This is a genomic window from Xanthocytophaga agilis (genome assembly GCF_030068605.1).
GTDB lineage: Bacteria > Bacteroidota > Bacteroidia > Cytophagales > 172606-1 > Xanthocytophaga > Xanthocytophaga agilis.
Genome location: NZ_JASJOU010000002.1, coordinates 124293 through 137781, shown reverse-complemented (window position 1 = coordinate 137781; position 13489 = coordinate 124293). Strand labels below are relative to the sequence as shown.

At 38.8% G+C, this 13489-nt stretch carries 12 protein-coding genes; 4 read left to right on the top strand and 8 right to left on the bottom strand.

Features of this window, described 5'->3' with window-relative positions; translation table 11 throughout:
• Nucleotides 1-14: 14 nt before the first annotated feature.
• The 4 genes from QNI22_RS07235 to QNI22_RS07220 all read right to left on the bottom strand — a co-directional run bounded on the left by QNI22_RS07235 (nucleotide 15) and on the right by QNI22_RS07220 (nucleotide 3864).
• On the bottom strand, nucleotides 15-1337 hold the full coding sequence (locus QNI22_RS07235) for a TolC family protein (protein WP_314509969.1): 1323 nt from the start codon (nucleotides 1335-1337) through the stop codon (nucleotides 15-17).
• Nucleotides 1338-1348: 11 nt separating this feature from the next.
• Nucleotides 1349-1747 carry a DUF2147 domain-containing protein gene (locus QNI22_RS07230; RefSeq protein WP_314509968.1) on the bottom strand — a complete coding sequence of 133 codons (399 nt, stop codon included), beginning with the start codon at nucleotides 1745-1747 and terminating at the stop codon, nucleotides 1349-1351.
• A gap of 324 nt (nucleotides 1748-2071) precedes the next feature.
• A complete protein-coding gene (locus tag QNI22_RS07225) occupies nucleotides 2072-2839 on the bottom strand; it encodes a LytR/AlgR family response regulator transcription factor (RefSeq protein ID WP_314509967.1) in 768 nt (255 codons plus the stop codon).
• Nucleotides 2833-3864, bottom strand: coding sequence for a sensor histidine kinase (locus QNI22_RS07220; protein WP_314509966.1), 1032 nt, complete (start codon nucleotides 3862-3864; stop codon nucleotides 2833-2835). Before QNI22_RS07220 ends, QNI22_RS07225 begins: the two co-directional genes overlap by 7 nt.
• 137 nt (nucleotides 3865-4001) lie before the next feature.
• Between QNI22_RS07220 and QNI22_RS07215 the strand changes: the two genes are divergently transcribed.
• Nucleotides 4002-4916 (top strand): nucleoside hydrolase, encoded by a 915-nt coding sequence (locus QNI22_RS07215; protein WP_314509965.1) that lies wholly within the window; start codon nucleotides 4002-4004, stop codon nucleotides 4914-4916.
• A gap of 56 nt (nucleotides 4917-4972) precedes the next feature.
• On the opposite strand, the gene QNI22_RS07210 is transcribed toward QNI22_RS07215, so the two are convergent.
• Nucleotides 4973-5749 (bottom strand): hypothetical protein, encoded by a 777-nt coding sequence (locus tag QNI22_RS07210; RefSeq protein ID WP_314509964.1) that lies wholly within the window; start codon nucleotides 5747-5749, stop codon nucleotides 4973-4975.
• A 165-nt stretch (nucleotides 5750-5914) separates the two neighbouring features.
• A complete protein-coding gene (locus tag QNI22_RS07205; protein ID WP_314510574.1) occupies nucleotides 5915-7144 on the bottom strand; it encodes an NADP-dependent isocitrate dehydrogenase in 1230 nt (409 codons plus the stop codon).
• A 435-nt stretch (nucleotides 7145-7579) separates the two neighbouring features.
• Here QNI22_RS07205 and QNI22_RS07200 point away from each other — a divergent pair, with 435 nt between their 5' ends.
• Nucleotides 7580-9595, top strand: coding sequence for a sensor histidine kinase (locus QNI22_RS07200; protein ID WP_314509963.1), 2016 nt, complete (start codon nucleotides 7580-7582; stop codon nucleotides 9593-9595).
• A 62-nt stretch (nucleotides 9596-9657) separates the two neighbouring features.
• On the opposite strand, the gene QNI22_RS07195 is transcribed toward QNI22_RS07200, so the two are convergent.
• Nucleotides 9658-10323, bottom strand: coding sequence for a YggS family pyridoxal phosphate-dependent enzyme (locus QNI22_RS07195; RefSeq protein WP_314509962.1), 666 nt, complete (start codon nucleotides 10321-10323; stop codon nucleotides 9658-9660).
• A gap of 305 nt (nucleotides 10324-10628) precedes the next feature.
• Between QNI22_RS07195 and QNI22_RS07190 the strand changes: the two genes are divergently transcribed.
• The gene (locus QNI22_RS07190; RefSeq protein ID WP_314509961.1) at nucleotides 10629-12182 is read left to right on the top strand and encodes a GH3 family acyl-acid amido synthetase; all 1554 of its coding nucleotides are present in this window, start codon (nucleotides 10629-10631) and stop codon (nucleotides 12180-12182) included.
• A 68-nt stretch (nucleotides 12183-12250) separates the two neighbouring features.
• The gene (locus QNI22_RS07185; RefSeq protein WP_314509960.1) at nucleotides 12251-12886 is read left to right on the top strand and encodes a LysE family translocator; all 636 of its coding nucleotides are present in this window, start codon (nucleotides 12251-12253) and stop codon (nucleotides 12884-12886) included.
• A gap of 69 nt (nucleotides 12887-12955) precedes the next feature.
• Here QNI22_RS07185 and QNI22_RS07180 read toward each other — a convergent pair whose 3' ends face one another.
• Nucleotides 12956-13489, bottom strand: a complete 534-nt coding sequence (locus QNI22_RS07180) for a GNAT family N-acetyltransferase (RefSeq protein ID WP_314509959.1) — start codon at nucleotides 13487-13489, stop codon at nucleotides 12956-12958.

Here is a 13489-nt window from a genome sequence, read left to right as displayed (position 1 = left end):
TCAGTGAGAGTTATCTATAAAGCCTTATTTCGGATCTGAACACGATAGTATTGGACCAGATAGTTAGAAAGGCTCTCCAGGTATTCATTCTGACCCGACAGATAGTCAGAGAAAGTTCGCAGACGGTCATCAAGAGATATAGTGCCTTCTGCCAGCTGTCGGTTGGCATGCTGATCATTCTGGTGATAAAGTTCCAGAATGGTTTCAGACTTCTTTAATGCATCATAGGCATTAGCAAATGATAAACGTAGATTGTCATCCTGAATATCTGCCTGTTTTTGACTGTCTTCGTAATATTTTTCTTTATACTGCCAGTCAATCCGGGATTTCTGGATCTGGTATATTCGGGATGCACCCGCCAGAATGGGAATGCTTAATCGTAGCCCCCAGTATTCCTGGGGCAATGAGTTTGTATTAGTAAACTGCCAGAAGTTGTCACCTGAAATTTGGTTATTCCATTGATATACTACAGAAAGCTTAGGTGCAAAAGATGCCTTGGCTGCTTGCCAGGTCGTTTTTGCCAATAAAACCTGAGAGCGAGCCAACTCAACTTCCGGATGATAGGAACTTTGTATTGTAAGTGGTTCTGGTAAGGAACTGGAAAGTACTTCTGACAAACTCAATGAATCATTTACAGATAATCCCAACAAAGATTTGAGGGTGTTGAGTGCAATTTGTCTGTTCTGTACTGCTATTTGCCAGGTTTTCTGTGCCTTTTCATGATTAATCTGTGCGGAATTTACAGAAACTTCGCTGACTTGTCCCTCTGTAAATTTTTGACTTGCATTAGTCAGAATGGTATCTGCAATTAGGATATTTTGTTCAGACAATCTGGTCACTTCCTCTAACAGTAAATAATTGTAGTATGCACCAGCTGTTTGTTCATATACCTCTCGTATGGTTTTATTTACTGCGAGTCGAGCTACTTCGTGTGAATATTTTGCTGAAGCAATCGCAAACCAGTCTTCTGTGTTTAAAATGTTGAATTGAGCAGTAAAATTGGTATTGTATATATAACGTCTGCCAAAAGTCGCTTCTATAAACGTCCCGGCAGGAGCTTCCTGATTAAATAAATTCGCTGGAATCAATGTGGGCTGAATGCGAATGTTATCTGTAAAGCTTCCATTGGCAGTAATTGTAGGGAAAAGATTTCCATACGACTGTTTCATAGTCTTGTCTGCGATAGCTTGTGAGGATTGAGCAGAAATAATGGAAATATTGTTTTTCTCTGCATACTGCCATACATCATTCAATGAGGAGAATGAGATCTGTTGTGCATGGGCTTGTGCGCCCATACACCAGCAGAATGCACTTAGACATAAGATTCGAATTGACATACCTGAAAAGCTTAGTTGGTAGATGTAACCCGTTTCCAATCCTTAGAACGGCTCATGAAACCTGCTTTTGCTGTAATTTGTAAGGTATTATCATCCGGCATTACAATTGTTGCCGGAAATTCAGTATTGCGTGCAGGGGCATAAACTTTCCCTTTCCATTGATTGGATGAGTAGCTTAGATTTTTCAGTACTACATCTCCAGGTCGGACTTTGCCATCCTGTGTTTTTAACCAGATTAGTTTTCCAAAATATTGGTTGTCTTGTTTGTAGACTTCCATTTTTCGGTCTCCATCCTGATTTTGATAGATGCCAATGATAGCATCACCGTTTGCTGTTTGGGCTGAAGCTGTGTAAGACAAAACTGTGCATAGTGATAAAAAAAGAAAAGAAAAGAAGCGTATTGCTTTCATATGTTTTGATTTTGATTACACTTCAAAAGTAAAGGAAGAGTTACCCTTATTGGGGAATAGATAAGTAAAGCAGGCAAAATGAATTATCAAACGGGCAGAAGAAAAATGAACTCTTTTGGGAAGAGGAGTATTAGTATTATCCTTACAAGACCATTAACAGTAAATGTCTCTAGTAATTAGGTACAGTTATTCCTTTATTTACAGAACTTGAAAGCCTGAGAATGACCTAAATAAATAAGAATGAGTAATTACCCATTTACCCTACTAGTAGGGAGTGCCTCAATGTTCTGTTTTACTGACCGAACATAGTGGAATAGAGCCAGCTTATGAGTGTTCAAGCCAATGCAGGAAATCAGAAGCTTTGGCCTTACTTATCACAATAGGTTCCGGAGTTGGAATGTGAAGTTTAACAGTAAGCTTACGGGCAAAGTAATGTTCTGCATTTGCAATTGCATTGCGGTTTATGATAAATTGTCGGTTGGCTCGATAGAATACCTGTGGATCTACTATTGATTCCAGTTCATCCAGTGTATAGTTGATAACATGTTGCTGATTACGTTGTGTAAGAACATGTACAATACCATTGGTATAATGAAAAAAGGCGATCTCTTCTGTTTTTAAAGGAATGATTTTCTCCTTGAAGTGGACCAGAAGAGAGGTTTTGTAAGGTTTCTTGAGTTGAGAAAATAATGCCTCTAGCTTAGCTTCATATTCTTTATTCCCACTATAAATCTGTTTTAGGCTTTCGTACTTGTCAAGGCTTTTCCCAAGTTTTATTTTGTCGATAGGCTTAAGCAGATAATCGATGCTATTGGTTTCAAATGCACGTATGGCATATTCATCAAACGCTGTACAAAAAATGATAGGAGAATGTATTCGGACAGTTTTAAAAATATCGAAACAAAGGCCGTCTGCGAGCTGTATATCAGAAAAGATTAGATCCGGGACAGAATTGTTATTTAGCCATTGGATGGCTTCTTCTACTGACTGAAGAATAGCTGTTATATGGCAGCCAGGCTGTAATTCCTCCAGAAGTTTCTGAAGTTCACGTGCTGCCTTTATTTCATCTTCAATAATCAGTATGGTTAGCATTTGGCGATGGGTGCTGTTAAACAGGGTAAGACAGGGATTTTAATACTAAATTGGTTGGGTGCCCGTATAATTTCAATAGACTGATTGGCTAACAGTTTATAGCGGTCGCTGATATTCTGAAGACCTATACCAGTACTTTCTTCTACAGATAACTTAGGCTGAAGGTTGTTCTCTACAACAAGCTTATCTTCTCCTTCATTGTAGATTCGGATTTGTAAAGGATGAGATAAAGAAACAATATTATGTTTTATGGCATTCTCAAGCAGTATCTGTAATGATAGTGGAGGAATGCATTTTTCCTTTACATAGTCTGAAATCGTAATTTCCAGCTGCAACGCATCTTCAAATCGTTCTTTGAGTATATAGCTGTAAGATTGCAAAAAACTTAGCTCATCCTGAATAGTAGCCAGATTGTTTTCATTATAATTCAATAAATACCTGTACACATATGATAGCTGAAGTACATATTCTTTTACGGGGTTTTCACTGGCTATTGTTTTAAGTGTGTTAAGCGAGTTAAACAAAAAATGCGGACTGATCTGTTGTTGCAAAGAATGTAGGCGGGCCTGCAGGTTTTCTTGCTTTAATTGTTCATTTTCTATTCTGGCTTTTTGTGTTTCTAACAATAGATTCAAATAGTATACAACAAAATAAATAAATCCACCTACTACAGCCCCTCTGAACATAATCATAAATAAGCGCTGATAAAAGTTTAATCCCTTCAAGACAGGAATGAGTACATAGGCAGGAAAATACAGTTCAGAGAGAAAATGATAAAGCACTGAGTATCCTATACAGACCAGAAGTCCTAAGAATCCTCTGAACAAAGAGTTTTGTATTGAGCCACGCTGAATACAAAACTGTAAGATTACCCAGCAGAACATACAATAAACAAAGTTGTAAAAAAAACTCCATACAACATTGTTATAATTATCCAGATCAATGCGTATAATACGAGGTACCGAGGTTAAGGCAGCAATGAAGATAGAAAGGATGACGCCTGTTTGCAGGTGGTAATTTTTCATGGCGATAAAACTAAAGATTTTGCTGTAGCTTTACTTTTTTATAACAGTGAAACAGGCAATTTTTACATCGAACTGACCAAAATAATATTTTCGGCATTGATTACTATACAACTGTAATACCTAAAACATTCCTTTATATGAAACGCCGCACCTTTACTCAGCTACTTACTTTCCTCATTGCAGGTACCACTGCAACTTCCTGGTCCAGATCCTTAGCAGATAAGAAACTCACAGTAATTATTGATGCAGATACAGCCAATGAGATTGACGATTTGTATGCGATTGTAAGGGCATTACTGGAACCACGTTTTCAAGTCAAAGGATTATGTTCTGCTCAGTGGCATAATCAGTTGTCTCCTCCTAATACAGTACAGGAAAGTCAGAAATTAAATGAAGACTTGCTTCGATTAATGAATCGTATAGATATTCCGGCACCACTGGGATCAGAAATGATTATGGGGCAACCTTGGGGAGAATACGAAGGGCGAAATTCTCCGGCAACTCAATTGATGATACATACTGCCCGGCGAGTGCCTGCAAATGAAAAACTGATAATTATTAGTCTGGGTGCCGCTACCAATGTGGCATCCGCATTGAAATTAGCTCCGGATATTATGTCCAAAGTAATCTGTTACAATTTGGGAGGGCATTATGATGCTACGAAGAAGATCTGGAACAAAGACGAGTTTAATGTTCGGAATGATTTGAATGCTATTAACTTTTTGTTCAATACAGAAGGAGTTGACTTGCATCTGATGCCAATTAATATTCTGTATGATTTTAAGTTTACACTAGAGGAAATCTCAAAACGGCTTTCCGGAAAGGGTGGTGTATGGGATTACCTGGTGACCCGCTGGCTAAGCAATGCTCCCGGAGACAAAGAACGTATTTTCTGGGATCTGGCATTAATGATAGCAGTAGCCCGCCCTGACTTGGCCAAAGAAGAAAAGCGATTAACACCACCTGAAAACACACAACGGGAAGTATCTGTCTATACCCAGATAGATGTAAAAGGAATGATAAACGATTGGTGGAAGATAACTGGAAAATAATAAAAGAGGTAAGTGTTGCGACTGGGTAGAAGGTATAGCCGCAACACTATATATAATTATGCTCCCTTTACAAACCGGATTAATTCCCGAACCTGATTTAGGAACTGTGCATCCTCTGAAAGTTTGGCAATTTCCTGTTCCGAACGACGTGCTAGTTGTTCATGCTCGCGGGCATTCTGTTGTTTGATACGATCAGTCTCTTTATCAAGTTCAGAGAGCTTGTTTGTCAGATAAGCAAGTTCTTCCTGTTGCTTGCTGGCCCAGGATTCTCTGTATGAAAGATTTAACATTTCCTCCAATACAGTTATTTTGCTGGCTACTTCGTTTAATTTGGCACTAAGCTCATATACATCGTCTCTCGGATAGCGTATTTCATGGCGGATAGATTGCAGGCGATGTACCACATAATCATATAAACGAGACAGTGGTCGCACAAAAGTAAGTCCTAGCGCTGCCAGTGAGGCCATGTAACCTACTACCGTGACACCATAATAGGCTAGTAAATAAAGAACTAACGCAGATATAATATGAAGAAAGATGGCAGCCCATAAAAAGCGTTTGGAGAGACGCTGAGCATAACTTATGTCTGCTGCCTTTACCTCAATACCTTTATCAGAAGATGTCTGAGCATCCACCAATACTTCTTTAGCGGCAAAGTGCATATTCCAGGGAATGGTTGTAATACCTGTAAGCCACCAGAAGGCTACAATGCCAATTACCCAATCAACCAGCGTTCCGGCCTGAATCTGGAGATATTTAAGAACTGCAAAAACAATCAACACAAGAATAGTAACAGCAAAGAGATAGGCTGCACCAAAAGAATTATTTCGCATAGACTTTAATAGATAATGAATAAAGGGTTAGTCGGTTGAAAGATAATATCTTAGATTAATATGTATATGTTCAAAAGGAAAACATTTCCGGTAAAAGAAAAACCCTGGTAAAGGTTATTTACCAGGGTTTGGGATAGTACTTCTTTGTAAGAATATCTATATATGTTATTTTTTGCGTTTTGCCTGAAGGTTTTTATCCAGTAAATCCAGAAATTCTTCTGTGTATAGATAGTGTTCGCCATGATTTACTTTATTGCCAAAAACAGAGATGGCAAGATCTTTCGTCATTTTGCCACTTTCTATGGTTTCTACACATACGTCTTCCAGTGCAGTACAGAAGTCGATCAGAGCCTGGTTACCATCCAGTTTACCACGGAATGCCAGACCACGAGTCCATGCAAAGATAGACGCTACTGGGTTTGTAGAAGTTGGATTACCTTTCTGATGTTCACGATAGTGACGGGTTACCGTTCCGTGAGCAGCTTCTGCTTCCATAATCTTTCCATCAGGAGTGATCAGTACAGATGTCATCATACCCAGAGATCCGAAACCTTGTGCTACTGAGTCAGACTGTACGTCGCCATCATAGTTTTTACAAGCCCATACAAACTTGCCATTCCACTTCAGTGCAGACGCTACCATGTCATCGATCAGACGGTGTTCGTATACGATACCTGCTGCTTTGAATTTGTCAGCAAATTCAGCATCGAAGATCTCCTGGAAGATATCTTTGAAACGACCATCATATTTTTTCAGGATGGTATTTTTAGTAGATAAATATACTGGCCATCCTTTTTGTAAGCCCATGTTAAAGCAGGAACGAGCAAAGCCACGGATTGATTCATCTGTGTTGTACATTGCCAGCGCTACCCCATTGCCTTTGAAGTCATACACAGTATGTTCAATCACTTTACCATCTTCACCTTCAAACTTAATAGTCAGTTTCCCTTTTCCTGGAACCACAAAGTCAGTAGCACGGTATTGATCGCCAAATGCGTGACGACCCACTACAATAGGAGAATCCCAGTTAGTAACCAGACGAGGCACATTGGTACAAACGATTGGCTCACGGAAAACAGTACCATCCAGAATGTTACGGATCGTACCGTTTGGAGACTTCCACATTTGTTTCAGGTTGAATTCTTGTACACGAGCTTCGTCAGGGGTAATGGTAGCACACTTAATACCTACTCCATATTTCTTAATAGCTTCAGCAGCGTCAACAGTAACCTGGTCATTTGTCTCATCGCGATATTCAACGCCCAAGTCATAGTATTTAATATCTACATCCAGATAAGGAAGAATAAGTTTGTCTTTGATGAATTTCCAGATAATACGGGTCATTTCGTCGCCGTCCAGTTCAACGACGGGGTTGGCTACTTTAATTTTTTCCATTGTCAAAATAGTATGTGTAGAATGAATAAAACCGGCAATGCCGTCATAGCTTGCCATATGTACGGATAGTGTCACAAAGGTAAAAACATCATAGTAAATTCAAAGACACGTATTTGAAAAGAAATACATATAAATGAGAGAAATCAGGTTCTTTAAAGAAGGGTTTTGGTTACTAATTAGGATAGGTTGTATATAAATAGGGGTAGGAACTAGCGTTATCTTTCGGAGTTTTGTTATTTGCATTAATGGAGAGAAGTATCTTGACTGCTTTTGATGTTTTATGCTCAAGCATATATTTTTATATAAATAATTGAGTGTACACCTATTTACCGCTTAGTTAATAGTTGTACTTGTGTAGACTCTACACAAGAGGCTTGCTAAATACATCTGTTACTATTGGGTTATCGTAGTTTTGCTGGAAATAGAAAATTTTACGTGACAAAGAGCTATAATCATAACATATTGCATTTCTTCTGGGGAATATGTGTGCTGTTATTTCCTGTCAGAAGTGTGTTTGCCAATGCATATCCGCAGGCAACAAAAGGTGTATTAGATTTAAGCAAGTGGGACTGGCAAGAGGATGGTATTACTGATTTGAGTGGAGAATGGGAGTGGTATTGGAATGGGCTCTATACTCCTGAGACTTTTTATACACGTATTCCTCCTATAACTTCGTATATATCTGTCCCCGGTGTCTGGAATTCAAATGTGGCTGGTAGTGAATGGAAAAAAGGACATGGATACTGCACATATCGGCTCAAAATTATCCTGCCTGCTAAAAAACAACTATTGGCCATAAAAGTACTCACTGCTTCTACTGCCATGGAAATGTATGTGGATGGGCATAAAGTAGGAGAGGAGGGTCAAGTGGGACGTTCTTTTGCTGAGATGGCTCCTGAATTTTCTCCATTTGAAGCGACCTTTATGCCAACAGGTGATACATTGGAAATTCTGGTTCCTGTGTCGAACTTTCATTATCGAAAGGGAGGACTCTGGAATGTAATCAAGCTGGGGCCGGCAAAGGATATTCAACATTTACGCGTACAAAATCTGACTTTGGATTACTTCGTGGTTGGGAGTTTTCTGTTAATTGGACTATATCATTTGTTTCTCTATATATTTTTACGTCGTAATCCTTCTCCCCTTTATTTCTTTATTTTATGCAATCTTCTATCTATACGTATACTCACAACAGGAGAATATGGAATTAATGTCTGGGCTGACATAAGTTGGAATACTCTTATCCATTTTGAGTTTTTGTCGCTGTATCTCTCTCCTTTGGTCTTTGTTTTATATTCCCGTTATCTGTTTCCCAAAGAGATTTCAAGGATGGTTACCCGATGGGTAGTTTTGATTGGTTTTGTTTTTGCCGGATTAACCCTTTTGTTTCCACCAGATATATTTAGTTATGGAGTTCGACCTTTCCAGGTATATATTTTTCTCATTGCTGTATATGGTGCTACTGTCTATTTTAAAGCCTGGAAAAACCAGCGGGTAGGAAGCACATATTTCCTGTTTGGCTTTGTTATATTGTTTCTGATGATAGTGAATGATGTATTGTATACTAGCTTTATTATACAAACGGGACATTTTTTCTATATCGGATTAGTAGTATTTGTATTCTCCCAGGCATTGGCACTATCCCGTCAATATTCTATTGCCTTCTCTGATCTGGAACACGCTAATGTTCAGCTTGAAACAGGCAATCTACAGTTAAAGGAGAAAAATAAAATGGTAGAATCAACCAACGAACAGTTGCAGAAGTTAAATGCTGAAATGGATGGGGTGGTTTACAGAGTTTCGCATGACTTACGTTCTCCTATTGCTTCTGTGCTGGGTTTGATTGATTTGATGCGGAAAGACAAGAGCACAGAGGAAAACCAATTGCCACACTATATAGATCTTCAGGAGAAGACATTACGACGAATGGATTTACTGATTCAGGATATTATTGATTACGCACGAAATAATAATACGGACCTACAACTGGAAGAAGTTAATTTCCTAAAACTGATTGAGGATATACTAACCGATCTCAGTCATCTGGAAGAAGCGATAAAAATTGAAAAAATAATAGAAGTTAATCAGACGGGTGTATTTTGCAGCGATACGAAACGGCTGAATATGATCTTTAGCAATCTTATCTCAAATGCGATTCGTTACCATAAATTGAATCAATCCGCTCCCTTTATTAAGATTAGAGGAAATATAACTTCTGAAAAGGCTATAATAGAAATAATAGATAATGGACAGGGTATTAGTTCCGAGCATTTAGAGAAGATATTTGACCGATTCTATCGGGCTAATCATGCTACTAAAGGATCTGGTTTAGGATTATATATTGTCAAAGAAGCTGTTGAGAAGTTGAATGGTGTTATAGCTATAGAGTCTGAAATTAATCAGGGAACAACTTTCAAAATTACTTTACCAAACTTATCCGAAAAAAGATAAGACGAAGGCCCCTAAATAGCCATTAGCAGGTTTTATACTAGTGATAGCCTTCGTCAGGTACTTTATCGGCTTCCAAAAATGGCACTTCCTACCCGGATTAATGTGCTTCCTTCTTCTATCGCGATTTCATAGTCTCCACTCATACCCATGGAAAGTTCCTGCATTCGGACATTTGCTGGCAGAGATGTATTTTTTAATTTCTCAAAAAACTGCTTTAGACTACGAAATTCCTGACGTATCTGATTTTGATCTTCTGTAAATGTTGCCATTCCCATCAAACCTACAATTTGTGTGTGTTTGAGACTTTCAATAGATCCAGATGAGATCAGCTCTTCGGCTTCCTCAAAGGAAAGCCCGAATTTCGTTTCTTCCTGTGCTATAAATAGTTGCAACAAGCAGTTAATTGTACGATTGTTTTTGGCAGCTTGCTTATCTATTTCTTCCAGAAGCTTCAGACTATCCACAGAATGTATGAGTGCTACAAATGGTGCAATATATTTGACCTTATTGGTTTGAAGATGTCCAATCAGGTGCCATTGAATATCAGAAGGTAAAAGAGGTTGTTTCTCCTGCATTTCCTGCACTCTGTTTTCGCCAAATTGTTTGCAGCCTGCATCATATGCTTCTTTTAGCATCTCAACAGGTTTGGTCTTGGTCACTGCGATCAGTTGACAGTGAGTGTGCTGGAGTTGTTTCTCAATAGCTGCGATATTTTCGTGAATAGACATAACTAAAGAAATGATTTAAAAACAAGTAAATAGATTGTCCGCTGATTGTATCGGATGTATGTCAGGTATAGATATTTAGTTAGTGAACAGGCGTTTACTAGGTGTCTTGTGGCCAGTTTTCTGTCGGATACATTACACTCGTATTGACTTCAGTTGATTTCGGTTTAACTTTGTTCGCCATTCAGAGATGGTTGTGTAGTAGATGTCAGGGGTTGCGCCTGCAAAACTACAAGGTTTTTAGTGAGAAGATATAATTTTTAGTACGCTAGAATTATAATTAGTATTTCAATTAACGGAAAACACACATGGCAATAATCGGGACTTTACTAAAGCGAGGTATTAAACTTCGTAAAATGATTGAACAGGAACGTGTTAGACCTTATGAATTGCAACGGGACGAGCTGGCGGCACTATTGGATAAAGCAAAAAAGACTGCTTTTGGGAAAACATATGGCTTTGAAGAAATTCTACATGAGATTACATATAATCGTGATCCTCATGCCTTCTATAAGAAATATAAGGAAAACGTACCCGTTTTTACATACAATAAGATATTTCAGCAGTGGTGGCATAAAACGCTTCAAGGTAAGAAGAATATATGCTGGCCTGGAAAAATAAAATATTTTGCTCTGAGTTCCGGAACTTCAGAATCCTCCTCCAAACATATTCCGGTTACAAAGGCTATGATTAAGGCCATTCACAAAACCAGTGTCCGTGAAATTCTTTCCCTTGCTGACTATCCGGATCTTCCTGGCAAGTTATTCCAAACGGGTATGCTGGCTCTGGGAGGTAGCACTCACCTTAACTACAATGGAACTTATTTTGAAGGAGATTTGAGTGGTATTAATGCCAGCAGAATACCTTTTTGGTTTCAGCATTTTTACAAACCGGGTTTTGAAATAGCTAGTATTGCAGATTGGAATACAAAGCTGGAGGAAATTGTAGAACAGGCACCTAAATGGAATATTGGTTTTATAGCAGGTGTACCTGCCTGGATACAGATTCTTATGGAGAAGATCATTGATCGATATCAGTTGAAAACTATCCATGATATATGGCCTAATCTTGCTGTTTATACACATGGTGGTGTATCTTTTGAGCCATATCGCAAAGGATTTGAAAAATTGCTGGCACATCCTCTGATCTATATTGAAACATATCTGGCTTCAGAAGGATTCATAGCTTACCAGTTACCAGGGCGTAATTCAATGCGTATGGTGTTAAATAATGGGATGTTCTATGAGTTTGTCCCATTCAATGAACAAAATTTCGGATCGGACGGAGAAATGGTAGAGAATCCGGAAACACTAATGATTGATCAGATAGAGGAGGGCAAGGAATATGCATTGTTACTGTCGACATGTGCAGGGGCATGGCGTTATTTGATTGGCGATGTGATAAAGTTTGTGGACAAGAAAGCTTGTGAAATTGTGATTACTGGTCGGACAAAACATTTTCTGAGTTTGTGTGGAGAGCACCTGTCTGTAGATAATATGAATAAAGCTGTACAACAAGTGGCTGAAGAACAAGGAATAGATATTCGAGAGTTTACAGTGGTAGGTATACCACATGGTACTTTGTTTGCACATCATTGGTTTATAGGAACGGATGACGAAGCCGATCCGCGATTGTTGCGTGAGAAGATAGATGAGAAACTGAAAATACTCAATGATGATTATCGGGTAGAACGTGCTGCTGCACTAAAAGATGTATATGTGGATGTTGTACCTACAGAGGTTTTTTATCAATGGATGGAGCATAAAGGGAAGATCGGTGGTCAAACCAAGTTTCCGCGTGTAATGAAAAGGCAACAGTATGAAGAATGGGAGGCTTTTGTGAAGAATTTTGCCAATAATTGATCTGTTGTTGGTTGTCCGATGAAGAGAGGACAATGGAATTGCTTGTTTGATTTTAAAAGATTTGCGGAATGATTTATGCGTTGTTAACGGGCATGAAATATGGCCTTATTCTGTCTGTAACGTTTAGTTTAGGACCTGTGTTTTTTTCTTTGTTACAGACAGGAATTCAGAAAGGTTTTCGATCCGGAGCGTTAATGGCTGCCGGAATTGCTCTTAGTGATTTGATGTATGCTTTTGTCTGTCAGTTGGGACTTTCTCAATTGGTCAAACAGTTTGAATCCAATATTGCAGCTGTTGGCGGACTTATCGCAATAGGGTTTGGGATTGCTACTTTTATGAAAAAATCCCGTCTCGAAGTAGCAGAGAATGGGACAAATCAACCACAGCGAGTGGGAACATTTCGATTTATTTCCAAAGGATTTTTGCTTAACTCTTTGAATCCTGCAGTAGTTTTATTTTGGATTGGTATGGCTTCTGTAGCCTCTGCCAAGATTGAAAAAAGCCCGGCAGAAGCCTATATATTTCTGGCTGGGATTATTTCCATCCTTTTTTCTTCCGATCTTCTTAAAGTGTTCTTTGCCCGAAGAATTAGTAATTATCTCAGCAGTCACACATTAGACTGGATGAACCGAATTGTAGGACTGTGTCTGACAGGTTTTGGTGTGTGGTTGATTTATTCAGCTCTGACTGGAAGAATTCAATAAGATCCCAATTGAGAAAGGAATGGAACATAATGTTTCACACAAATGAACTCATTCCTTTCTCTTTAGATGTTATGAAATTTTGTTAAGCAATATTCGATAGTCAGGCCAGGCATAACGAAGTGCCAAAGATTGTCCACCACCTGGATTGTCATGTAACACTGCTTCCTGATTGGTGGCTCCCAGCTTTTCATAGAATCTTCTGGCTGGATGATTATCATTCAGAACCCAGAGATAAAATGAATCAGATAAATGTGAGTGTTGCATCCAGAATACAATGTGTTTTAGCAATTGGGAACCAATGCCTTGACCCTGTTTCTGACGTGACACATGGAGGTTGTCTATTAATGTACCCCATACTGAATCTTCATCTCCAAAAGCACACACAAATCCGCTAAGAGAAGCGTTTTCGTCTGCTACAATAACTTTTTGATTGGGTAGAGGTGAGAAAAATCGTTGTTCCCATACATTCTTTCTATTTTTCCACACTTCTGTATCCAAAAAGGAATCACTAAACATGCCTCTATAGGTATTTCTCCAGCTAGTAGCATGGAGTATAGCAATAGACTCAGCATCCTGAAGGGTAGCTTCTCTGTAGTGTTGCAT

Bases quoted from the DNA above. Each gene is read 5' to 3' on its own strand.
- QNI22_RS07235 (WP_314509969.1), bottom strand. From the start codon at position 1,337: ATGTCAATTCGAATCTTATGTCTAAGTGCATTCTGCTGGTGTATGGGC.
- QNI22_RS07230 (WP_314509968.1), bottom strand. From the start codon at position 1,747: ATGAAAGCAATACGCTTCTTTTCTTTTCTTTTTTTATCACTATGCACA.
- QNI22_RS07225 (WP_314509967.1), bottom strand. From the start codon at position 2,839: ATGCTAACCATACTGATTATTGAAGATGAAATAAAGGCAGCACGTGAA.
- QNI22_RS07220 (WP_314509966.1), bottom strand. From the start codon at position 3,864: ATGAAAAATTACCACCTGCAAACAGGCGTCATCCTTTCTATCTTCATT.
- QNI22_RS07215 (WP_314509965.1), top strand. From the start codon at position 4,002: ATGAAACGCCGCACCTTTACTCAGCTACTTACTTTCCTCATTGCAGGT.
- QNI22_RS07210 (WP_314509964.1), bottom strand. From the start codon at position 5,749: ATGCGAAATAATTCTTTTGGTGCAGCCTATCTCTTTGCTGTTACTATT.
- QNI22_RS07205 (WP_314510574.1), bottom strand. From the start codon at position 7,144: ATGGAAAAAATTAAAGTAGCCAACCCCGTCGTTGAACTGGACGGCGAC.
- QNI22_RS07195 (WP_314509962.1), bottom strand. From the start codon at position 10,323: ATGTCTATTCACGAAAATATCGCAGCTATTGAGAAACAACTCCAGCAC.
- QNI22_RS07190 (WP_314509961.1), top strand. From the start codon at position 10,629: ATGGCAATAATCGGGACTTTACTAAAGCGAGGTATTAAACTTCGTAAA.
- QNI22_RS07185 (WP_314509960.1), top strand. From the start codon at position 12,251: ATGATTTATGCGTTGTTAACGGGCATGAAATATGGCCTTATTCTGTCT.
- QNI22_RS07180 (WP_314509959.1), bottom strand. From the start codon at position 13,489: ATGCAACACTACAGAGAAGCTACCCTTCAGGATGCTGAGTCTATTGCT.